The organism is Edaphobacter modestus (assembly GCF_004217555.1).
Classification (GTDB): Bacteria; Acidobacteriota; Terriglobia; order Terriglobales; family Acidobacteriaceae; genus Edaphobacter; species Edaphobacter modestus.
The window spans coordinates 3,073,150-3,096,041 of sequence record NZ_SHKW01000001.1; the positions used below are offsets into that span (position 1 = coordinate 3,073,150).

At 60.1% G+C, this 22,892-nt stretch carries 20 protein-coding genes and 1 pseudogene; 11 read left to right on the forward strand and 10 right to left on the reverse strand.

Annotated features, from left to right (window positions below):
- Positions 1-10 precede the first annotated feature (10 nt).
- Positions 11-814 (reverse strand): carbohydrate-binding family 9-like protein, encoded by an 804-nt coding sequence (locus BDD14_RS12950; RefSeq protein WP_242617924.1) that lies wholly within the window; start codon positions 812-814, stop codon positions 11-13.
- 380 nt (positions 815-1,194) lie between these two features.
- Here BDD14_RS12950 and BDD14_RS12955 point away from each other — a divergent pair, with 380 nt between their 5' ends.
- Positions 1,195-1,716, forward strand: a complete 522-nt coding sequence (locus BDD14_RS12955) for a hypothetical protein (RefSeq protein WP_130419163.1) — start codon at positions 1,195-1,197, stop codon at positions 1,714-1,716.
- 226 nt (positions 1,717-1,942) lie between these two features.
- A pseudogene (locus tag BDD14_RS12960) lies at positions 1,943-3,100 on the forward strand (IS30 family transposase).
- Between the two features lie 57 nt (positions 3,101-3,157).
- On the opposite strand, the gene BDD14_RS12965 reads toward BDD14_RS12960, so the two are convergent.
- On the reverse strand, positions 3,158-4,093 hold the full coding sequence (locus BDD14_RS12965) for an ROK family protein (RefSeq protein ID WP_130419164.1): 936 nt from the start codon (positions 4,091-4,093) through the stop codon (positions 3,158-3,160).
- A gap of 45 nt (positions 4,094-4,138) precedes the next feature.
- Positions 4,139-5,536 carry a Si-specific NAD(P)(+) transhydrogenase gene (gene sthA / locus BDD14_RS12970; protein ID WP_130419165.1) on the reverse strand — a complete coding sequence of 466 codons (1,398 nt, stop codon included), beginning with the start codon at positions 5,534-5,536 and terminating at the stop codon, positions 4,139-4,141.
- 276 nt (positions 5,537-5,812) lie between these two features.
- Between sthA and BDD14_RS12975 the strand changes: the two genes are divergently transcribed.
- Positions 5,813-6,418, forward strand: coding sequence for a thiamine phosphate synthase (locus BDD14_RS12975; protein WP_165420053.1), 606 nt, complete (start codon positions 5,813-5,815; stop codon positions 6,416-6,418).
- 293 nt (positions 6,419-6,711) lie between these two features.
- On the opposite strand, the gene BDD14_RS12980 is transcribed toward BDD14_RS12975, so the two are convergent.
- Complete coding sequence (locus BDD14_RS12980; RefSeq protein ID WP_130419167.1) at positions 6,712-7,251, reverse strand: hypothetical protein; 540 nt, start codon at positions 7,249-7,251, stop codon at positions 6,712-6,714.
- A 184-nt stretch (positions 7,252-7,435) separates the two neighbouring features.
- Between BDD14_RS12980 and BDD14_RS12985 the strand changes: the two genes are divergently transcribed.
- Complete coding sequence (locus BDD14_RS12985; protein WP_130419168.1) at positions 7,436-9,262, forward strand: tetratricopeptide repeat protein; 1,827 nt, start codon at positions 7,436-7,438, stop codon at positions 9,260-9,262.
- 313 nt (positions 9,263-9,575) lie between these two features.
- Here the strand turns inward: BDD14_RS12985 and BDD14_RS12990 are convergent, their stop codons facing one another.
- The 5 genes from BDD14_RS12990 to BDD14_RS13010 all read right to left on the reverse strand — a co-directional run bounded on the left by BDD14_RS12990 (position 9,576) and on the right by BDD14_RS13010 (position 13,899).
- Positions 9,576-10,088: a DinB family protein gene (locus BDD14_RS12990; protein ID WP_242617925.1), complete on the reverse strand. Its 513-nt coding sequence runs from the start codon at positions 10,086-10,088 to the stop codon at positions 9,576-9,578.
- Between the two features lie 42 nt (positions 10,089-10,130).
- The gene (locus BDD14_RS12995; protein ID WP_130419169.1) at positions 10,131-10,628 is read right to left on the reverse strand and encodes a hypothetical protein; all 498 of its coding nucleotides are present in this window, start codon (positions 10,626-10,628) and stop codon (positions 10,131-10,133) included.
- A 106-nt stretch (positions 10,629-10,734) separates the two neighbouring features.
- Complete coding sequence (locus tag BDD14_RS13000) at positions 10,735-11,082, reverse strand: L-rhamnose mutarotase (protein ID WP_130419170.1); 348 nt, start codon at positions 11,080-11,082, stop codon at positions 10,735-10,737.
- A 13-nt stretch (positions 11,083-11,095) separates the two neighbouring features.
- The gene (locus BDD14_RS13005; RefSeq protein ID WP_242617926.1) at positions 11,096-12,484 is read right to left on the reverse strand and encodes an oligogalacturonate lyase family protein; all 1,389 of its coding nucleotides are present in this window, start codon (positions 12,482-12,484) and stop codon (positions 11,096-11,098) included.
- A 38-nt stretch (positions 12,485-12,522) separates the two neighbouring features.
- Positions 12,523-13,899, reverse strand: a complete 1,377-nt coding sequence (locus BDD14_RS13010) for a glycoside hydrolase family 28 protein (RefSeq protein ID WP_130419171.1) — start codon at positions 13,897-13,899, stop codon at positions 12,523-12,525.
- Positions 13,900-14,117: 218 nt separating this feature from the next.
- On the opposite strand from BDD14_RS13010, the gene BDD14_RS13015 reads away from it, so the two are divergent.
- The 3 genes from BDD14_RS13015 to plsX all read left to right on the forward strand — a co-directional run bounded on the left by BDD14_RS13015 (position 14,118) and on the right by plsX (position 16,097).
- Positions 14,118-14,723, forward strand: coding sequence for a YceD family protein (locus tag BDD14_RS13015; protein ID WP_242617927.1), 606 nt, complete (start codon positions 14,118-14,120; stop codon positions 14,721-14,723).
- A 63-nt stretch (positions 14,724-14,786) separates the two neighbouring features.
- Positions 14,787-14,972 carry a 50S ribosomal protein L32 gene (gene rpmF, locus BDD14_RS13020; protein WP_035358991.1) on the forward strand — a complete coding sequence of 62 codons (186 nt, stop codon included), beginning with the start codon at positions 14,787-14,789 and terminating at the stop codon, positions 14,970-14,972.
- Between the two features lie 39 nt (positions 14,973-15,011).
- On the forward strand, positions 15,012-16,097 hold the full coding sequence (gene plsX / locus BDD14_RS13025; protein ID WP_130419173.1) for a phosphate acyltransferase PlsX: 1,086 nt from the start codon (positions 15,012-15,014) through the stop codon (positions 16,095-16,097).
- Between the two features lie 16 nt (positions 16,098-16,113).
- Here the strand turns inward: plsX and pdxR are convergent, their stop codons facing one another.
- On the reverse strand, positions 16,114-17,610 hold the full coding sequence (gene pdxR, locus BDD14_RS13030; RefSeq protein ID WP_130419174.1) for a MocR-like pyridoxine biosynthesis transcription factor PdxR: 1,497 nt from the start codon (positions 17,608-17,610) through the stop codon (positions 16,114-16,116).
- A 131-nt stretch (positions 17,611-17,741) separates the two neighbouring features.
- Between pdxR and BDD14_RS13035 the strand changes: the two genes are divergently transcribed.
- From BDD14_RS13035 to BDD14_RS13050, 4 genes are all read left to right on the forward strand, one after another.
- A complete protein-coding gene (locus tag BDD14_RS13035; RefSeq protein WP_130419175.1) occupies positions 17,742-18,215 on the forward strand; it encodes a cupin domain-containing protein in 474 nt (157 codons plus the stop codon).
- A 196-nt stretch (positions 18,216-18,411) separates the two neighbouring features.
- Complete coding sequence (locus BDD14_RS13040; RefSeq protein WP_130419176.1) at positions 18,412-18,888, forward strand: carboxymuconolactone decarboxylase family protein; 477 nt, start codon at positions 18,412-18,414, stop codon at positions 18,886-18,888.
- A gap of 350 nt (positions 18,889-19,238) precedes the next feature.
- A complete protein-coding gene (locus BDD14_RS13045; protein WP_130419177.1) occupies positions 19,239-20,090 on the forward strand; it encodes a hypothetical protein in 852 nt (283 codons plus the stop codon).
- 47 nt (positions 20,091-20,137) lie between these two features.
- Positions 20,138-22,822, forward strand: coding sequence for a ribonuclease R family protein (locus BDD14_RS13050; protein WP_130419178.1), 2,685 nt, complete (start codon positions 20,138-20,140; stop codon positions 22,820-22,822).
- Positions 22,823-22,892 lie beyond the last annotated feature (70 nt).

Here is a 22,892-nt window from a genome sequence, read left to right on the forward strand (position 1 = left end):
GTATAACGACCTACTTCTTGAAATATACATAACCCCAACGCTCGGGCACGTGCATGTTGATTACTCCCTGAGGCGACCAGACCCAGTTGTCTTCCTTGGGCTGGCCGGCCTTCCACTCCACGCGGCTGAAGTTGATTCGCCACTCCGTACCGACCACAGGTTTGGGCACCGGCTGGCGGGAGCGGAAGGCCGTCCACGGAATCGCAATCTCCAGCGTCCAGCCCTGATCTTTGTCCGCCGGGTTGTTGAGCGTACCGTCGATAGCGACGGCGGTCTTCAGCCCTTCCATCTCCCAGCTGTTATCCGCCTTGCCTCCCATGCGATAAGGCTTGTTCAGATAGAGATCCCACCCGGTATTCAGCGCGTTCATCTCAAACTCGAAGTAGCCTTCCTGATCGGCAAGAGGTTTCAGGAAGACTTCAAAGTCATTGTCGTGAAAGATGACGGCATCGTGCTTTGTAATGGACGCCTTGACGTCGGGCTCTTCGAGCTCAGCGGCAATGTAGAGAAACTGGTCATCCCACAGCATCTTCGCCCGCGTACGAAAGCGAGGCCTGGGCTTAATCGAGCCTTCGATATCCACGAAGTCCTCTGTCCATGCGGCATTCGCCCACGCCTTGTCGTCCAGCCTTCCATCAAGATGGATCGCCGACGGTGTGCGATGGACTTCATAGACCTTTGGTTTTCCTGCAGGAGGGGCAAGCGGCGCAGGAAGAGCAGTGGCTTGTTTGGGTGTCGCATCCTGCGCAAGGGCGGCGCCCATGGTCAGCGACGCGAAGACAGCAACCTGTGCGATCCACGAAAGAGAGGACAATCGAAACTCCAGAAGGCTCAAAAGGAATTTACTACCGGTTAGTGGGTCAGTTTGGGGTAAATGACTGAAGTTCCGAAAACGTCACTTTGCCGGAGGTTAGGTGTCACCCCCGAGAAGCTAGTTTACGTCCATGTGGGTTACTTCCGGTTTGCCCGTTATCCGGAAATTACCCTCGAGCCTCGGTAACCCTTGCGACCACACGGTTAATCAAACGAAGATACGCACCGGAACCACCGTCTAAGCAAGCCGTTCGGCAGGCAACGAAAAAACCTTCCACTGAAGCACTTTGACGTCGATGTCGCGGACGAAAAAGACTAGGCGCTGAGCCGGCAATACCGAGGTAAGATGACATGGAAATTCGAATCAACATGGAGCCGAATATGAACCTCAGGAAAATCGGCGTAACTGCGCTGTGTTGTTGTGCAATCTTTGCGGTTTCGATCCCCATCGCCGCGCAGACGATGACCAAGGCGGTTGTCGCGGAAAAGATCCGACGGGTGGAGGACGGCGTGGACGAGTTCAGGAAGTACCTGGAACGTCGTGGTGACAACGCGAGAAATGCATCCTCGACAGCCCAACAGAGCGGCCGTGCGTCTGGTCGCAGAGGTACGGCAAATACCGAAGCAAGAACGGCCACGGCTCAAGCTGGCAAGGACGAGCTGGACGATGCCCTAGGCGATCTGAACAGTTCCACAAACAGGCTACGACGCAAGTTCGACGCCACCGAGAAATGGATAGAAACGAAGGCTCAGGTCGAACGTGTGGTCGACGACGGTCGCAGGATCAACCAAGTTGTCGCCAGAGGGAAGTACGGGAGCGACGTGGCTAAACTGTGGGCAACCCTTCGGAACAACATCAACGATCTGGCACGTGCGTATAATGTGGCACCGTTAGGGGCGTGAGGTTGGTTCCGATCAGTTGTCACTGCGTTGGAAGGCTTATAGGGCAATGCGCTCATCCAGCCGAGATGGAGGTCGTATTGCAAGCACCGGGTGGATTGTCGGCCATCCGGACATTACCCGCCGCAGCAATCTCAACTCCGGGGCCGTCGTGATTGAAAAAACGGGCGGTCTCAACCGGTCGATGCAACACCATCTGATATGAATTCATATTCTAAAGGTGGTGTTTATGGCACAAGGAAAACGGGACAGGCTTTCCACCGAGCAGCGGATCGACATGTGGCGCCGTTGGAAGTCGGGCGAGTCGTTGCATGAGATTGGCCGCGCCTTCGGTAAAGGCCATGGTTCTATTCGGTTCTTGTTGACGCAGCGCGGCGGGATAGTTCCTGATGCTCGTCGACGCTCGCTGGGAACGCTGACGCTGGCCGAGCGGGAAGAAATCTCACGAGGAATTGCTTCCGGTTTGTCGATTCGTGAGATAGCCAACGGGTTGCAACGGGCTGTGTCGACAGTGAGCCGGGAGGTGGCGCGTCATGGCGGGGTCCACTCTATCGAGCCAATGAAGCAGATCATCAGGCCTGGGAGTCGGCTCTGCGGCCCAAGGTGTGCCTTCTTGCCATCGACGAGAAGCTGCGGACGATCGTGGCCAGTAAACTGATCCAGGACTGGTCGCCGGAACAGGTTTCGAAATGGCTTAAGGTCCACTATCCCAGCAACGAGAGCATGCGCGTGTCCCACGAAACCATCTACCGCAGCTTATTCATCCAGGCCCGGGGAGTGCTGAAAAAAGAGCTGATTCAGCACCTCAGGTCCAAGCGGCTGATACGTCGCTCACGGCACTCGCGGGCTGACGGACAGTCTCGAGGTCAGATCGTCGATGCCATCTCTATTCGGGAAAGGCCTGCGGAGGTTGAAGACCGCGCTATTCCCGGTCATTGGGAGGCGACCTGCTTAGCGGCAGCAGCAATAGTCATGTCGCAACCCTGGTGGAACGACATTCGCGTTTTACCATGCTGGTCAAAGTTCCCAGCAAAGATACAGCGACGGTCGTCGCCGCGCTGAGCAAGCACGTGCGTAAACTGCCCGCGTCCCTGCGGCGCTCCTTGACCTGGGACCGGGGGCACGAGATGGCAAAACACAAGAGCTTCACGGTGGACACGAATGTGAAAGTCTACTTCTGTGATCCGCAGAGCCCCTGGCAGCGCGGCACCAATGAAAATACCAACGGCCTACTGAGACAATACTTCCCTAAGAAAACCGACTTATCCGGTTACTCTCAAGCCGATCTCAACAAGGTAGCTCTGCGCCTAAATCAACGCCCCCGAAGACCTTGGCCTTTGAAACCCCGGCGAGTAAACTTCAAGCCAGTGTTGCATCGACCGGTTGAGACCGCCCGGGATTATAGGTAACTTTGATTGCCCCGCAATTCAACCTGGTCCACTACCTACTGCCGCAAATCCTCTTCGAGCGGGCTCTGGCGCGCTAAAATACCGGCAGCCTGTTCCGCACTTACTGCAGACCCGATGATCCTGCTCTCGGCGCTTTCCTGCACGATCTCCAGCGAGTACCCCTGCAGCGGACTCATCTTCACCATCTGGTGCGTGTAGTCCTTCAACATGGGCAGATCCACAAAGCTCACATAAGTCCCTGTCAGAAAGAACTTTCCCGGACCAGCCATGTGAACCGAGCTGGCCGTCGCCGCCGCCAGGGCCTTGTGATAGAGCCTCTTGAACTCCACGCACCGCGCATCGCCCTTCTTCGCCGCTTCGAAGACCTCCTCCGGCTCCATGTCGAGAAACCGCAGCCGCATCGCACGGTGGCCCATCACACCTTCGAGATGCCCCCTGCCCCCGCAGCCGCAGTAGCTCTCCTTGTCGTCCAGCGTCACGATGGTGTGGCCGCCCTCCCACACGCCCGCCGCAAACGGATAACGCCCAAACCCGATTCCCATCCCCAGCGTCCATACACGGATCATGCTGTCCAGCTTGCCGTGTCCCGCCGCCAGTCCCGCCGCCACACCATCGGCGTCATTCAGAATCGTCACCGGGGTCTCGATACCATGCTGCTTGAGCTTTGCGCCAATCTGATCGCGCAGACGTGCGCCCTTGAGTTGTGGCAGGTTCGGAGCCTCTTCCACCACCCCGTTCTTCACCAGCCCCGGCACTGCGACCCCCACGGCATCCAGCTTCGCGCCTTCCCCGGCAACCGCAAGCACCTGCTTGCAGATGGTGTCGACCAGCGCCTCGGTCGGCATCTCTATCAGCGCACCGTACTCGCTCTCATCCTCCGGGAAGCGCCGCAGATCGCCCACCAGCGCATGGTCCACCACCAGTCCCGTGAAGATCTGTTCCGATAACGTCACACCAACCGACTTCGCCATTGCTTCCTCTACCTCGTGCAAGACTCTCGTACGGACCCGCGTTCCTTAGTCGAACTTACTCACGCGATTCAATCCGTTGAAAGCCGCCACTTTATAACATTCCGCGAGAGTTGGATAGTTGAAGACCGTGTCCACGAAATATTCGATCGTTCCACCCAGCGCCATTACCGCCTGCCCGATGTGCAGCAGCTCGCTGGCGCCCTCACCGATAATGTGCACGCCCAGGATCGAGTGGCTCTCGCGGTGAAAGATCAGCTTCAGCCTTCCCGTCGTATCGCCGCGAATCTGGCCGCGCGCGATCTCGCGATAGTACGCCACGCCCACCTCGTACGGCACATCCTCCTCGGTCAGCTGCTCCTCGGTCTTGCCGATAAAGCTGATCTCGGGAATCGTATAAATTCCATACGGGTAAAAACTCGGATTCGAGACGATCGACTCGTCCCCAAACGCCCTTGCCGCCCCAATCCGTCCCTGCTCCATCGACACCGATGCCAGCGACGGAAACCCGATGACGTCCCCTACCGCAAAGATGTTCTGGCACTTCGTCCTGAAGTCTTTGTCCACCGGGATACGGCCGCGCTTGTCGGCTTCGACGCCCACCGCCGCCAGGTTCAGCTCATCGACATTGCCCTGGCGTCCGACCGCGTACAGCAGAGCATCGCCCTGAACCTTCTTCTTGCTCTCGAGGTTGGCGACCACGCCACCGTCCGGCATCTCTTCGACCGACTCCACCTCTTCGTTCAGCCGCATCGTCACACGCGCATCCCGAAGGTGATAGCTCAGGGCCTCCACGATCTCCTGGTCGGCAAACTCCAGCAGCCTTGGCCGCCGCTCGATCAGCGTCACCCGCACACCGAGCGCGGCGAACATACAGGTGTACTCCACCCCGATCACGCCGCCGCCCACCACAATCATCGTCTTCGGCAGGTTCGTCAGCTCCAGCACCTGGTCGCTGTTGATGATGGTGTTGCCGTTGATCGGAACCAGCACCGAGCTCGCCGGCTTCGTCCCCGTCCCAATCAGCGTGCTCTTGGTCTCATACACCGTCGGTCCGCGCGAGTTCGTCACCTGCACATGGGTCGGATCCACAAAGCTCGCAACCCCCGACAACATCTCCACATTATTTCGCGAAAGCTGGGCCTCGGTTACATCGATCTCGGTCTTGATGACGTGCTGAACCCGGAAGGCCAGGTCGGCCATCGTTATCCGCTCCTTCACCCGGTAGTTCATGCCATAGATCGACTTGTAGTTGTAGCCCGACAGATGCAGCACAGCCTCGCGCATCGTCTTCGAAGGAATGGTCCCGGTGTTGATGGAGACGCCGCCGACCACCTCGCGCATCTCGACGAGCGCAACCTTCTTGCCTAGCTTGGCCGCATAAATCGCTGCGCGCTGCCCAGCCGGGCCGGACCCGATAACGATCAGATCGTACACACTACCCATATACTCCAAACTCTTTGCGACGTCTGTCGTCGCCGGTTCAGTTAGCGATTAGCCCCTCTTCGCCCGCTCTGCAGCGATGGGCGCAAACACTGCCGCCCGAGGACCCGTCCCTTCCTATGTGCCTCTCCATGCTCAGAGTTACCGGCCTTCCGGCGACCCTTCAGAACACACTCGCTGCCTAAAAACTACCACACGGCCCCTCCGCGGCCCCCCGCCGCTCCCCGTCTCTCCCCCTCCGAGCCCCATCATCTCGCTCCTGCTACTAAACTTATCGACGTGTTCCGCTGCGCCATCACCGACCGCACCCTGTTTCCCGGCGACGAGTCCCAAAGACACGCGGCCCTCGTCCAACAGGCCACCCTGTGGGCGCGGCGAGGCATCGACCTTATCCAGCTCCGCGAAAAAGATCTCCTCGCCGCTGATCTTGCCGATCTCGCCAACGGCATCCTCGCCGCCATTGCCGCCGAGTCCTCTCCCACTCGCCTGCTCATCAACCGCAGTCTCCAGGCCGCCGTTGAGAGTCGGGCTCACGGCGTCCACCTTCCCGCCCACTCTCCCCTGCTCCCCGGCCACGTGCGCCGCCGCTATGCGAGCCTCGGACTTCCGGCCCCCATCGTCACCGTCTCCTGCCACACCCTCGCTGAAATTCAGATCGCCCGCCGCAACCGCGCCGATGCCGTCCTCTTCGCCCCTGTCTTCGGAAAATCCATCTCCGGCCAGCTCGTCACGCCCGCCGCCGGCCTCGAAGCCCTGCACGAAGCCTGCCTCGCCGCCGACCCCATTCCCGTCTACGCCCTCGGCGGCATCACCGAAGAGAACGCTCCGCAGTGCCTCGCCGCCGGAGCCAAAGGCATCGCTGGAATCCGCCTCTTCCACAAATAACTCTCCGTCATTCTGAGCCGTAGGCGAAGAATCCCGGTAGTTTGCCCGAAGCGGCACAGAGATCCGTCTCCAGCGAGTGTCACCGCCCGAACCGACTCCCCACCTCAGACGTAAGGAGCCACATACCGCGCCAGGAACCCGGCAAAGGCATGCCACGCCGCCGTCATCCCAAGGCACAGCGCCCGCCCCGCTAAGAAAGACCAGGGGCGCGGCCCCATAAGCGCTGACTTAAGAGAGATCAGGGGTTTGAGCTCGGCTCGATCCTGGCAAGCGGCACTTCTGAGGAATTAGCGTCAAGCGCAGCTGTCAACTTGATCGAACGGGAGGTCATTGACGTTCATGCGAACCCAGCCAACTTGACCAGAATGGATCTTTATTCTTGCCCACCACTGGTATCGGGGACCAGGCCCGACGTATTGAGGGTCCATCTGAATCACCTTGCCTCGGAACCAGACCAACCAAAACCCTTCACCTACGGGATGCAAAAGGTAAACAGGCGAACCCACGGGAATGGAGACAGCGTCCTTGTCCGGGCCCTTTTGTCTTATTTGAAAGCGCAGTGGATGAGTTTCGATCTCTCCTGTAATGGCAGACACGTGCTCGTGATTTCGCAACTGAGCTATCGGTTTTCCGTTTGGTTTATCCATTACGGTCAGATCTCGATTGGCAATCCACTCGCGATAGGTACAACACTCAAACGGGCATGCACCCTTACTAATGTAAAGATCCGGTGGTGAGTTGCCTTGCTCCCCTTGCATAATTCCTGCGGCGACAAAAGTCAGCGCGGCCCAAGCGATTGATCGCATATGCCTCCGCATCATAAAGGAAATCATGGAGCCGCCTTCAGGAGAATTGCCTTCGAAATAAATTGGGACCGGGGAACTCAGGAAAGGTAACGCGGCAGTCCGGCTGGGCCATCCAAGTCGGCCGCGGCGTCCCTTCGTATGCGACCGCATAAGGGCATTCGCGCAGAAGCGTTAACCCGTCGCACTCTCATCGACGCACTATCATCGACACATGGCCCAGCCCAGAGCCTCGAAGCGCCGCTACAATCCGCCTAATTGGATCGAAACTCTCCCCACCTGGGTCTGGATTCTCGTCATCGCCTCGTGGTCCATCCTGCTCTACAGCCGCGTGCTTCAGGCACCCTTCGTCTACGACGACCTCGATCAGATCGTCCGCAATCCCAACCTCGCCTCCTGGCACTCCGTCTTCACCCGTTTTCTGACTGCCCCCGTCGCCTTCGCCTCCGAGTTCCGCTCCACCGGCGGCAGCAGTGGCGCCTCCTACCGTCCTCTCTTCTGGCTTTCGCTCGCGCTCGACCGGCAGCTCTGGGAACTCCGTCCCGTCGGCTTTCATCTCACCAACCTCCTCCTTCATCTCTTCAACGGAGTCCTGCTCTTCTCTCTCCTCCGGCGCCTTCGCCTCGCCACCTTTGTCGCGACCGCCGCCGCTCTCCTCTGGCTGAGCCTCCCCATCAACTCCGAGGCCGTAGCCTGGATCAGCGCCCGCGCCTACCTGCTCTGCCTCTTCTTCCTTCTCCTCAGCCTCCTCGCAACCGTCCGTTATCTTGAAGGTCTCGGGCCGATCAACCTCGTGGGCGCGTTCACGGCTGCGGTCGCCGCACTTCTCTCTCACGAATCCGGCGTCCTCATCCTTCCATTCGCAGCCCTCGTCATCGCGCTCTCCTCTCGCGACAACTTTCAATCCCTCAAGACCCGGCCGGCGCTTACTCTTCTGGCGGCAGACCTTGCCGCATTCGGCGTCTTCTTCGCTCTCCGCGTTGCCGTCGGCGTACACGGCGCCGACGGTCCTGCGGCCTTTACAGCCTTCGCCATCACTCTCTGGAGATACCTTGGCTGGGTCTTTCTTCCCATCCACATGAGCGTCGAGCGCTCGACCTCCACACCGCCCAACACGCTCTCCGTTGCCGCTGCACTCGCCTGGGCAGCGTTGCTGGCCCTCATCGCCCTCACCGCGTACCTGTGGCGACGAATCCCCCCGGCCGCCTTCGGCCTCACCTGGCTGCTCCTCGCCCTGGCCCCCTTCTGCGGCCTTGTCTTTCTGTATCAGGGCATGGCGGAACGCTTCGCCTACATCGCCTCCATCGGCGTAGCCATCGCCATCGTCTCTCTCTGCTCCGTCGTCCGGTCACGGCTACGCCCCTTCGTCCTGGGAGCCGTCGTGCTCTGGGCCATGTGGGGAATCTATCGACTGGAGACCCGTCTCTCCGACTGGGGCTCCCCCGTCAAGCTCTACCGCGACTCCCTGGAGGCGACCCCGAACAGCTCGGCGCTGCTCTTCAATCTCGGCTTCACCCTCCGCGAAGCGGGCAATCTCTCCGAGGCCGTCACCGCCTACCAGAACGCCATTCGGCTCAGCCCGCGATACCAGCGTGCTTACGCAAGCCTGGGCGAAACCTACACCCGCATGGGGCGCCTGGAAGAGGCCCGCGAGGCCTTCCAGCAGGCCCTCTCCCTCAATCCCGCCGACGCCGGAACCACCCTCAACCTCGCCGTTGTCCTCCATCAGTCCGGACATAACGTCGAGGCCGAACGCGAGTTCCGCCATGCCATCGCGCTCGCTCCCAACAACTCCGACGCCTACACCGACCTCGGCGTCCTTCTCTACGAGCAGGGACACGCCAACGAGGCCGCGCGCATGTTCCAGAGCGCCATCGACCGCAACTCCACCGACCCGACGCCGTACTTCAACCTGGCGATCCTCTACCAGGAGTCCGGCCACCCCGACCAAGCGCTCGCGCTCTACCGCAAGGTCCTCGAGCTTCATCCCAACGACCCCGACACCCTCGCCAACATCCAGCGGCTCGAGAACCCCCACTGATCCGGAGCGCGAAAAACCCTGTCAAGCCCCGGCTCCAGCGATGATTCTCGCAAACCGAACAAAAACAACCAGTTATGCCGGAAAATAAATGCCCCGAAAGTGGCCGTCAGTTCCCCCGCATCGCTAAAATAGAACCAGAGACAGAGAATGGCCCCGGAATATCTCCGAGGCCATTCTCTTTTCCACCTAAAACCTTATTTTGCAATATTTTAGCGATAAAATCGCCTGGAATCAATATTTTGCAGCGATAGCCGTCAGCTAAACCATTGAAAATAGTGATTTTACCCGCGTTAGAGGGGGGAGGGTCTCCAGTCTAGAACCTCTCATCCGCCGAAGGCCCATAGATCGCCGGAACCGCAGCCTCCTTTAAGCGCAAGTACACCGTCAGCTGGCCACGATGATGGGCCCAATGCATCAGCACTCCCTGCTGAATATTGACATAGCGCGGATCCTCGGTAATCAGGTGTCCCGCCGCCTTCAGCTTCCAGGTCGTCAACAGATGCTCGTCAGTGGTCGACTCCAAAGCTGCGCGAGCCTTCTTCATGCTCTCGTCGAGGATCGCCAACAGCTCAGGGGTATTCGTCCACTCGAACGGTTTGTTCTTGTTTTCGCCCACAGGAGCGAAGTCCAGCTCGTCCTGGTTGATCATCAGGTCGATCCACTTCGGCATCGATGCGACGAGCGATGCCAGGTAACCCAGCTTCATCGACTTCTCATGGGGAGCCCAGTCGTTTTCGCCCTCTGGAACCCGCTCCAGCGCCTTCCGGGTCCCTGCCTCTTCGCGATTCAACGTCTCCAGAAACAGATCCTTCAGCTTCACGCTCATTTTTCAATCCTCCATCGGAAATCGTCATTCGAAAGGACAACTCTACTCCCTGTCGTACACCGTCATCGTATCCAGCGTCCCGTCCGGCATCGCCACATGCGTCGTCTTCTTCAGCTTCTTTCCGGCCGCCGCCAGTTGATATCTCGCTTCGAGAGTCCCCGCGGTTCCCTGAAACTCGACCCGCTCGGTCACCACCAGGACCGCGCCCTTCCACTCTCCTCTTACGCTCAGGATCCGGAAGGGAGTGCCGGCAGGAAACAGCATTTCCATGGGAGTCTCGCCACCGCCAACCCGAAGACGCAGCGTGTAATTCTGCTTCGTCTCCGGCCGCTCGATCGAGACCGCGATCGCCATCTCCTCACCGGCCTGCGTGATCTCCTCGCTCTGCTTTACCGGAGGCGGAACCTGGCCGAAGTCGCTCTCGGCAGCATTCAACCGCCACACGCCGTTCAGGTCCGGCCTCGCCACGCCTCCGCGCTGCGCCATCGCCCCCGCCGCCAGCGTAACCGTTACGGCCACGCCGGCGAAAAGCTGTCTCATGGATTTCACCCCTACAGGTTATCCATCGATCGGAGATTCAGCACTACGAATCGGAGATCCGGCACTACGAATCGGAGATCCGGCACTACGAATCGGAGATCCGGCACTACGAATCGGACCCGATCGGCGCGCCATCGAAGTGAAAGACCTCCGGGAGCTCCAGCCATCGCGTTCCCGCTGGAGCTTCCGCCACGGGTTCCTGCATCGGATCCATGATCGACCACCACCGCTGCGTCTCGGGATCGGCTGCCATGCGCCTCATATCTGCCTCAAAGTCCTCGCCGTGGTACTCCAGATATGCCACCAGCAGCGACCCATGCAGAAAAATCGAGTAGTTGCGGATATTGCACGCCTCAATCGTGGCCAGCACGCCTGGCCACACCTTCTCGTGGTAGCGAATGTACTCGTCCTTGAACTCGGGTCGTAACTGAATTACCTGTGCGTATCGACGCATGAATCTCTCACTCCTACTTATCGGCTGGGGTTGCTGAAGGAGTCGGCGCAAACTTCGCAGCCAGCTCAGGCGTGGATTGAAGATCGCTCGCGCCGGACTGTGCCTTCGCCACTTCCACGGCGAAGACGTAGCTCGGCCCAAACATATTCGATGTGAAAAAGATCAGCTTGCTGTCCGGAGAAAACCGGACGTTCGGCTCCAGCCTGTAGTTGTGGTGAGCCATGTTCACCAGCTTCTCACGCTCGAAGACACCGGGCTTCCAGAACGTCGGTTCGACCAGACTGTCGTCGTTCTTCCGCCACTCGGGATGGAAGAGATTGATCCATTCCCCCACCTGCGAGTGCGCCACCTGCCCCGGGTCGCCGCCATCGCCGCAGAACAACGTAGCGCCCTTGTTCACGTTGAAGTGAATCGACCACTCATCGCGTTGCAGGTGATACGCCACCCGCTTGTTGGTCGAGACATCGAACGCCGCCAACCAGAAGTCTTCACCCTTGGGAGGTTGCCAGTCATACCAGACCGTCTGACCGTCCTGGCCCCAGAACTCGTGCCCGGCGATCTCCATCAGCATCGTTCGCTTGTGCCGCAGCTCGTTCTGGGTTCCGTCGATGCGAATGGTCCAGATGCGGTCGACCTTGTGCCATGGGCCTTCGTGGCAGTACATCAATAGCGTAGGATCGATCGGAGAAAAGAGCAGGTGCCCAATCCAGTCGGTCGAGTGCAGAAGCTCCTTCACCTTTCCCGTATTCAGGTCGACCGTAAACAGCACCACCGGGATACGAGCGGCGAGGCGACGCTCCATCATTGCGCCCTTCCCCTCGGGCTGCACCAGCGGGCCGGACCTCGGCGAATTCCTTCCATACTCCTGGGCCGCTCCAGCCTCCGTCTCCGTATACACGCCTGCCCCAAGAGTCTCATCGGCATTCACCGTCGAGATCGTTGCGCGGGCCGGCAGAGTCGCCAGCTGCGTAACCTTGCCGGAGACCAGATCCGCCTTGAAGATCGTCTGCAGGTGTGTCGTCGCATCCATTCTCGAAAAGAAGATGCTGTTCGTCTTTCGGCCCACGACAATCGCACGATTGCCGGAACCCATGCGGTCCTGCTCCGAGACTCTTAATGCAGCCGCCGGATTCGGAATCAGCAACCGCGTCTTACGGCTGGACAGCTCCATCGTGTGGATTCCATCCGGAGCCGTGTAGACCATGATGCCTCCGTCAGGCGAATAGGCATTCACATTGAAGTAGAAGCCCGAAGATCCCGGCTCGTCCGTCACGCGAAAGATACGGTGCCCCGTATCGCGATCCACCCACGTCTTCGGAGGCATCGCCGTCTGTGCAATAGCCCCAAGGCATCCGGCCAGCAAGACACCAGCGATTCCCGACTTCATCAGAAACCTCATCATGCGCTCCTTCATCACTCTGTCTTTCCCTATACCTGCATTCACCGGTACTTCACTTCATCCAAACCCTTCAAATCCACATTGCCGTCTGCCTTCAACCGGCTTCCCTGAGGAACGGTCAGGCTGACGTCATCCAGCACAAGATGGTCAGTATCGGCGATGCTGCCCGCATCTGCGGCTGCGATCTTCACGTGATCGATGCGGAAGTTCTCGAGCTTTGCATTCGGATACGCCGCAATCGCAATCGCCGTCTTCGCTCCCGTCGCCTCGATATTCCAGATATGAACATCGCGAAAGTGAGGCAGCCCCTTCTCTTCAGGAACCTTCTCAGTCAGAACCTTCCAGTAGGCCGGAGGATTCTTTACGTCCTTCGGCATCTCCGCATAGCTGTAGCTTGGGTTCCAGTTCAGGTTCACCTGGATCGGCGTACGAACGTTTGTCAGGTGCAGATCATGGATACGGAGATTCTCGCCTCCACCTCCGCGCACCTTCGCACTCTTCAACAACACACCGCTGCCAACTCCCTCATATGCGGTCAGGTTGTAGGCCTCGATGTTGCGGAAGCCTCCCGAGGTCTCGCTGCCGAAGGTCACCGCAGCGGCCCCATGCCGAATCACACTGTCGCGAATCACCACGTCTTCCGTAGGCCGATTCACGCGCAGACCGTCGGCATCGCGCCCGGCCTTCAGGCACAACGCATCGTCGTTCACTTCGATGTCCGCATGCTGCACCAGAATCTTTCGCGAGCTGTCGATATCGATGCCATCGGTCGAAGGGCCGTGTCCGCCGATGTTGTTGCGAATCGTCACGTGATCCACTGTCACGTCGTGCGAGTAACAGATATGCACCGTCCAGAAGCCCGACCGCTCGAGCTGGGGCCCATCCAGCGTCACCTGCGACGAATCGAAGATCTGGATCAGCCGCGGTCGCTTGGCGTCATAGTCCGAGGCCCAGCGCAGCCCCTTCGGCTCATACTCTTTCCTCAGATCCCAGTAGCTCTTCCACCAATAAGAACCGTCGCCGTCGATCGTTCCTTCACCCGTGATCTTCACATCGGTCTGCTTGTAGACGTTCACCAGCGCCGCCGGCCAGGTCATCTCGATCCCGGCCACGCGCGTCGGCATCAGCGGATACGCCGACAGCTCCTGAATGCCGAGCAGCTTGACGCCTTTGGGGATCTCCAGCGTCTCTCCGCTCTTCACGAAGATCGAGCCGATGCGATACGTACCGGGGCGGAACGTAATCGTCGCATGTTTTCCCGCGCCTTTATCCAAAGCACGCTGAATCGCAGCCGTGTCCACGGCAGCGCCATCGCCCTTCGCGCCAAAGTCATTCGCCAGCAGCGTCTCTGCCTTCGCTTGCAGACCGGCGCTGAGTCCAATCACCGCGATGGCTGCGACGAAACTTCGCTTAAGCATTCTTCCCCACCTCAACAAGTCCCTAACCGCACATGCACACAGGGTGTGTCGATTTCATTCGCACCACATTAAAGCACCCACCCCATGCCTGTCTGTACCAAATGAGAAATATTTTCTCCTTTGCTTTTGGTGGTCACAATCGTCATTCTGACTGAAAGGAAGAATCCCAGTAGTTTGCCTGCCTCGGCTTAAGTTCCCAGGGCGACACCTAAGGCCCATTGACCCCGCCCCACCAAAGTCCTACGCTTAAATACGTGCTCATTACCCCGGTCCAACTCTTCGACGAACCCCTCGAGATCGACGAAATCATCGCCCCCGATGCACTCGAATACGGCCCTGACATCCGACAGGTCGCTCCTCTGCCCGTAAAGGGCCAGGCCGATCTCCTCGTCGAGCACCGCAGCGAAGAGCGCGGCTCTCGCTCCCAGGTAAACGACATCCGCCTCCGCGCCTCCTACGAGGGCGACTTCGAGATCCTCTGCGCCCGCTGCGTCGACCCCGTTCCCCAGACCCTCTCCGGTGAGTTTGACCTCATCTTCCGTCCCGCCGAGGCCGACGCCGAGATGGGCGAGCACGCAATTACCCCCGACGAGACCGAAATCGGGTATTATGAGGAGAGCGGTCTTTTGCTCGAGGATGTCGTGCGCGAGCAGGTGTTACTATCCCTGCCACCCCGAACCCTCTGCAAGCCGGACTGCAAGGGCCTCTGCCCTCGTTGCGGTCAGAACCAGAACCACGCAATCTGCTCCTGCGAACAGACTCCGTCTGATCCGCGTTGGAATGCGCTGGCGGGTCTGGCTGACAAAATCGAGGTTAAGCACTAATCAAAGTTTCTGCCTCGTCGCCCGCACTCGTGCCGGCTCCGGGCGATCGAAAGGGATACTGCAATGCCTAATCCAAAACGGCGCCACTCCAAGCAGCGCACCGCCAAGCGCCGCAGCCATGACTTCCTCACCCCCGCCGGACTCTCCGAGTGCCCCAACTGCCACGAGCGCAAGCTGCCGCACCGTGCCTGCCGCAAGTGCGGAACTTACAAGGGCCGCGACGTCCTTACGGTCAAAGAAGCAAGCTAAGTATCTTTCCTGCAATAGAAACCCTGATATCGTTTCCTGATGCCGATTGACATCGTGGTTGACGCAATGGGCTCCGACAAGGCCCCCGATCCTGAGATCCGCGGGGCCGTCCTTGCTGCACGTCATTACGACGTCCGCGTCCACCTGGTCGGGCCCGAAGATATCCTGCGCCCTATCCTGCGCCAGCACGTCCGCCATCAGAAGCACCTTCCCGTCTTCATCACACCGGCCTCCGAGTGGATCACCATGGGCGACAAGGCCGCGCAGGCCGTCCGCACCAAGCGCGACTCCACCATGCGCGTCGGCCTTAAGATGGTCCGCGAAGGCCTCGCCTCTCGCGCCTCCTCGCAGGCTGGCCACCCTCATTCCGCCTCAGGGCCCGGAAAAGCCGCCGGCTTCTTCACCGCTGGAAACACCGGAGCCGCCATGGCCACGGCCAAGATGGTTCTTGGCATGCTCTCGGGAGTCGACCGGCCCGCTCTCGCCACCATCGTTCCCACCACCCGCGGAACCCCCTCGCTTCTGCTCGATGTCGGAGCCAACGTCGACTCCGACCCCGACAATCTCGTGCAGTTCGCCGTCATGGGCCACATCTACGCCCAGAACGTGCTCAAGATCTCGAACCCGCGTGTCGGCCTGCTCTCCATCGGCGAAGAGGACTCCAAGGGCAACGCCCTCACCCGCGACACCCTTCCCCTGCTCCGTGCCCTTCCAGGAATCAACTTCATCGGCAACGTCGAAGGCCGCGACCTATTCAACGGCAACTGTGATGTGACGGTCTGTGACGGCTTCGTCGGCAACGTCGCCCTCAAGACCTCCGAAGGGATCGTCAAGCTGGTTACCACCTCTCTCCGCGAGTCCCTCAAGTCCACCGTCACCTCACAGGTCGGAGCCCTGCTCTCTCGCCGGGCCTTCGACGACTTCAAAAAGCGTCTCGACTACTCCGAGTATGGTGGAGCGCCACTGCTGGGTGTACGCGGGGTCTGCATCGTGGGCCACGGCTCCTCCAACGAGAAGGCCATCATGAACGGCATCCGTGTCGCCGCAGAGTTCGCCCATGCCGAGGTCAACTCCGGCATCGAAGCCACTCTCGACTCCACCGCAGCCGTCGACACGAAGGCCTGACCCTCATCCACCTGCGCTATCCCGCGCTCCGCACCACTCCCTCCAGCGCGCGCGCCAACTCCTCCACGCCTCGCCGTATCTCCCTCGGTGCCACCGTGGCGAATCCCATCTGCAGCCCGTCGCGCTCCCTCTGCTCCAGCTCCTGCGCACTGCGATAGAAACCCGCCAGCGGAATCGTATCTACCCCGCGCGCCGAGCCCGCCTTCGCCACTGCCCTCGCGTCAATCCCCGGCGCCAGCCAGCCCACTGTCTGCAGTCCCGCCTCAATCTCCGAGATCTCCACCACACCCTTCAGCTGCTTTCTGCCCTCCTCCAGCAGCACTCCCAGCCGTTCCGAGTACACCTCCCGCATCCTGCGCAGATGTCTCCCAAAGTGACCCGCCTCGATGAACTCACACAGCACCGTCTGCTCCAGCAGCGGAGCGTGCCGGTTCAGGATCGACTTCGCCGCCGCAAACTTGTCCACCAGGTCTTCCGGCACGATCAGGTACCCCAGCCTCAGCGCCGGAAACAGCACCTTGCTGAAGCTCCCCGCGAACAGCACCAGGCCGTTGCGGTCCAGGCCCTGTAGCGCCGGAACCGGCCGGCCCGAGTAGCGGTACTCCCCGTCATAGTCGTCCTCGAATATCAGCGCCCCGGCACGCCTCGCCCACTCCAGCATCTCCAGCCTTCTCGCCAGGCTCATCGTTACGCCCAGCGGAGCTTGATGTGCTGGCGTTATGTACACCAGCTTTGCCGTCTGCCGGGCCCCCGGCAGCTTCGCGCCCTGCCCATCGATCCCCAACGAGATCATCTTCGCGCCCATGGCCTCGAACACTCGCGCCGCACCGATATACCCAGGGTCCTCCACGAGGACTCTGTCCCCCGCATCGACAAAGAGCCGGGCCGTGATGTCCAGCGCCTCCTGCACCCCCGAAACCACCACTACCTGCGCCGCCGTACACACTACTCCGCGCGACCGTGACACGTAGGCCGCGATCGCCTCGCGCAACGGGCCATAGCCCACCGGCTCGCATCCCGTCAGCATCGACATGGAGGCGCGCCTGAGCTTTCGATTCGCAATCTGCGCCCATAGCGTTACGGGAAACTCATCGAGCGCCGGCAGGTTTGGACGAAACGCGCGCGAGGCCCTGCTCGAAAAGTTTGGAAACAACCGAACACCTTCGCCGTACTTCGCCAGCTTCCGTTGCGGCTTCGCCGGCGGCTCTTTCCGGGCGCCGTTCCGCCTCACCTCCAGCAGCTCCTCCGGCAGAACCTTGCTCACGTACGTGCCCGAGCCCACGCTGCCTTCAATGTATCCCTCGGCTTTCAGCTCCTCGAATGCGGTCACGATAGTTCCGCGAGAAAGCCCGTACTCCGCGGCCAGATCCCTCGTCGCCGGAAGCCGTGTTCCGGGCCGCAGACGGCCTTCGAGGATCTCCCGCCGCAACGCGGCGTACAGCCACCGATAGGCAGATTCACCCTCTCCACGCTCGCCCAGCAGAATCTCCGTCAATCCCGATCGCCTCGGCATCTGTTTCCTCGAAATTGGTACAGCAAGACTACCGTAAATGGCTCTGTTTTACTGGTCTTCTTTTCCTTAGTCTCATCTCAGCAACAGATTTCCGCTCCACCGTACGAGCGGGAGGAAACGAGAGTTCAGACATGAGCCTCATCGAACGCTGGGCCTACGTACTCGCCGTCATCTGCTACGCACCGCTGCCATCCACATCCCCTCCGCAGCAGGCTCCTGCCACGCAGCACGAGCCTGCCGCGCGTACCCGCACCGTCATCTCGCAGCGCCTTCCCCCGCTCAAAGGCGACAACCTCAATTTCCAGGTCGTTCAGGTCCACTACGGTCCGGGCGAATCGTCTCAGCCCCACAGCCACCCCTGCCCCGTCATCGGCTACGTTCTCGAGGGTACGGTGCGCATGCAGGTCCACGATCCCGCCTCTGCCCAGCCGGGTCCGGTGACGGTGTATCACGCCGGCGACAGCTTCTATGAGGCTCCCAACGGGAAGCACCTCATCTCCGCCAACGCCAGCCAGACCGAGCCCACAACCTTTCTCGCCACCTTTATCTGCGACCACGCGACGCCGCTCACTGTTCCTGCTGCCCAGGAAAAACCACGCTCATGAACCCGATCCCCATCGCCTCAACCTGTGCTCTTCTCCTGGCTGTCCTTCCAACTTCAGCCCGTCATCTCTTCCAAAGTCAGCTCGTCATTCTGAGCGCAGCGAAGAATCGCAGTATTTCGCCTGAACCCCGCAAACATTTCGACCGGCCTGTCTGCTCCACCGGCGAACCAACCCACAGACAAGAAGGAGAACTAAAATGCAACCACGCTTCAACTACGCCAAACTCTCCCCCGGCGCGTATCACGCCATGCTTGGTCTTGAGAAATACCTCACCCAGTGCGGCCTCGAGGAGGGCCTGCTCCACCTGGTCAAGCTGCGCGTCTCTCAGATCAACGGCTGCGCCTTCTGCCTCGACATGCACTGGAAAGATCTACGCGCCATCGGCGAAGGCGAACAGCGCCTCTACTCCCTCGACGCCTGGCGCGAGTGCCCCTACTACACCGACCGCGAGCGTTCGGCACTGGCCTGGGCTGAAGCTCTCACCCTCATCACTCAGGGCCATGCATCCGACGAAGCCTACGCCGAGGTCAGCGCCAATCTCAGCGAGAAAGAGATCTCCGATCTCACCTTCGCCGTCATCACCATCAACGCCTGGAACCGGCTAGCCATCTCCAGCCGCACTGTCCCTGGAAATTACCAGCCGGCCAGAACGCATGAAACCGTAACCGCATGATCGCGCCCGATCTTCCCTGGGGACGCCAGGAAGTCTGTCAAGCGCGTAAACTCCGTAATCCACTGAAAACAGTGAAGATAAACGATGCCGATTAGATTCATGAGAATCGCTATACTTTAATGATTCGAACAAGGCTTACCGATTAGCCCGGCAGATAAGCCGGGCTATTGATTTGGAATCATGAATTTGCCCCGTAAGTCATTTCTGTTGAAGAACTTGCCATGGAGGTTCAAGGTTATCTCGTTTTGAATGAATATTTTGCGCAAAAACAGTCCCTTTGGGGGTACCTTGGTGACGACAGGAAAGCCTCAATCGGCATCCAAGATTGAAGGAAGAGGGTCCTAAAGGGAATGAAATCCTGCTCGCTTGGTTTCACGTTTGCTGTCTCGGTTCTCTCGGCAGGTCTGCTGGCCTCAAACTCTTCGGCCCAGGCACATCTGGCCCCGAACGCACAGCAGCTCGTCAAAGTCGCTGTCGACACCGAGCTCGCAGCGGACCGCGCCGATCAGTCCCGTTGGAGATACAGGTCGACTGTTCGCCGGGCCGACGGCGAGTTTGTCTATGAGGTCGTGGAGACAACTCATGGTTCGGTAAAGAAGTTGATCCAGAAGAATGGCCAGTTCCTCAATCCTGCCGAGCTGGAGAAGGAGAATCAACGCATTGACTCCTTCGTTCACGATCCCTCGCAGCAGGCCAAAAAACAAAAGGACAGCCAGCAGGACGACAAGCGGGCCGAGGACATGCTCCGCCTGCTTCCCGATGCCTTTCTCTGGACCCTCAGGTCCGATGCTCCTGAAGGAACGACCTTCTCCTTCGTGCCCGCCCCCGGCTTCAATCCATCCTCCATGGAGGCGCGCGTCTTCGCAGCCATGGCCGGAGAGATTCTCGTCTCGAAGCCCGAACACCGCATCCAGCGCATCTCGGGCAAGCTGATCCGCGATGTGACCTTCGGTTTTGGTCTCTTCGGACGCATGCAACAGGGTGGAACCTTCCACGTCGAGCGCCGCGCCCTCGCGCCGAAGGTCTGGCAGATCACCGAGTCGCACGTCCACATCCAGGGCCACATTCTGCTCTTCAAGACCATCAACGAGCAGGAGGATGAGGTCAAAACCGATTTCCGCCCCTCGCCGCCCGCCATCACTCTCGAGCAGGCGGCCAGTCTCCTTCACAGTGAACCGGCTTCGCTCTCAGCCAGGCGCTGATTCGTACCGCGGCTCGCGCAACCGGCTCTGCAGGCTATCCTTGGAAAATGTCCGGCCATCCTTATAAGTACACCGACCGCGAACTGATCAACCGCATCGAACGCTCGGCCGGGCAGCGCGCCGGCTACAAGCAGCTGGTCCGCGAGCTCGGTATCGGAGGCGGGCGGGAACGCCGCCTTCTCCTCGAGCAGCTCGCCCGCATCACTGCCCGTGGAGCGTTGGTTAAGATCGACGAGGATCATTGGAGCCCCCCCTCTGCGGTTCCGGCCAAGACCGCACGAGCCTCCAGGGCCGGCAACGCACCCCTCGAGCCGCACCCGACTCGCGAACGCCTCGTCGCCGGACGCATCGACCTGCACCGCGATGGATATGCCTTCGTGCGTCCCAATGGAAGCTCGAATCGCGAAGACGACCTGTTCATCCCGCCGAACGAGCTCAACGGAGCCATGCAGGGCGACGAGGTCCTCGTCGACGAGGCGCCTCGAGATCGAGAGGGCCGCCGCTCCGGACGCGTAGCCCGCGTTCTCACGCGCCGAAACCCAACCGTCGTAGGAATCTTCCACTATGCGCGATCTCAGCGCCGCAGCCCATGGGAGGACCTGCCGCTGGCGAAGGGAAACTATGTAACTCCCTTCGACGAACGCATGACGCAACCGATCCTCATCCTCGAAGGCGATGAGATCGTCAGTGAATCTTCTGCCGCCCCGCATCGAGTGCTGGGCGAAGAGGCGCAGGAGCAGAGACGCCTCTGGACCGCGGCGGAGAATCCGCTCACTCCTCTGGAAGGGCTGGCAGTCGACGTGGAGATCACAGGCTTCCCTACCCCCGGCAGACCGGCGCGGGGACGCGTGATTGAAGTACTCGGCCCGCCAGACGCCTTCGGAGTCGACGTCGAGATCGTCATCCGCAAGCACCATCTGCCCCGGATCTTTCCGGCCAACGTACTTGCCGAAGCCTCAGCCTCGGCGACACAGACCGTCGATATGCTCGCCCCTGACGAGCTTGCAGGACGGCGCGACTTCCGCGGGCTCCCGATCGTCACCATCGACGGCGAGACCGCAAGGGACTTTGACGATGCCGTCCATGTAAAACCGCTTGCGAATGGCAACTGGCAGCTGCAGGTTCACATCGCCGACGTCAGCCACTACGTCCGGCCCGGCACCTCGCTCGATCTCGAGGCACGTCTGCGTGGAACCTCGGTCTACTTTCCCGACCGCGCCATTCCGATGTTGCCGAACGATCTCTCGAGCGGAATGTGCAGCCTGCGCCCGGATGAAGATCGGCTGGTCCAGAGCTGCCTGATGGAGATCGACGCGAAGGGTGAAGTGGTCCACTTCGAAGTCTGCGAAGGCATCATCCGCAGCGCGCGCCGCATGACCTATACCCAGGTGCAGGCGATCCTCGACGGCGATTCCGTCGTGCGTCTCGAGTTCACCGACCTTGTCCCGGAGTTCGAGCAGATGCATCAGCTCGCCCTTCGCCTCAATGGCAAACGCAAGCGGCGCGGATCCATCGACTTCGATCTGCCGGAGCCTGTCGTGCAGTTTGATCCGGATGGGAACATGCAGGCTATCGTTCGCTCGGAGCGCGGCTGGTCGCATCGCCTGATCGAGGAGTTCATGCTCGCGGCCAACGAGTGCGTCGCCCACTGGATCGAGGCCACCGGAATCCCCGGAATCTACCGCATCCATGAAACTCCCGATCCGAAGCGCATCGTGGAGTTTGAAGACACTGCCGCGCAGTTCGGCTATACGCTCGGTTTCAGCAATCTGCCGGTAAAGCGGGTGCAGACCCGAGGAGATCGCCGCGATGCACGAGGCTCCGGACGCAGCGCACAGACCCACGAGATTCCCGATGCGATTCCGGTCACGCCGCAGATGTACCAGCGCCTGACTGCAAAGATTCAGGGTAAGCCGGAGGAGCGCATCCTCTCCTACCTGATGCTGCGCTCCTTGAAACAGGCCCGCTACAGTGAGAAAAACGCAGGCCACTTTGCACTCGCCTCACCCAGCTATACGCATTTCACGTCGCCCATTCGTCGTTACCCGGATTTGATCGTTCACCGCCTGCTTCGTTACCTTCTTCAGAGCGGAGCCAGCCCAAACGGCTTTCCGATTCTGAGCAATGAGCCGCAGCCATGGGGAGAAAAACAGGACTCCAAAGGTAAGCCCTCACAGAAGAAAACACGGCAACAGGAAGGTCCGCTTCCGGAAGACGAGCTGAACGCGATGGCTGCTGAATCGAGCCAGGCCGAACGACGTGCGGACGACGCCGAACGCGAGCTGATTGAGTGGAAGAAGATCCGCTTTATGCAGGACCGCGTGGGCGAAGACTTCTCCGGCATCATTCTTTCCTGCACGAAGTACGGTTTCTTCGTCGAGCTCGACGAACTCTTCATCGAGGGCATCGTCCCGCTCGCCAGCCTTCAGGACGACCGGTATTTCTTTCGGGATACCGATCGGACCATCGTAGGAGCACGCAATGGACGCGTGTTCAAGATCGGCCAGCATGTTCATGTGCTGCTGGACCGGATCGATCGTCAGCAGCGACGGCTGCAGTTCGCGCTGATACCTTCGGAAGAGGAGAGTGCGCCGCGCTCTTTACGACGTCCCAAAACACGATCTTCGAACGAGGAAAATCTTAGCCCCAATCGATCCGGGAAGCCGAAACCCAGGACGAAGGCAGCGAAACGGCAGCGCAATCGGAAGGCGAAGGGCAAGCCTCGCCGATAAATACAAACCCTGACGTTAGAGGGTCGTGGCTCAGCGCAACAGGCCGGAGCATCGTAGAATGAAAGAGCAA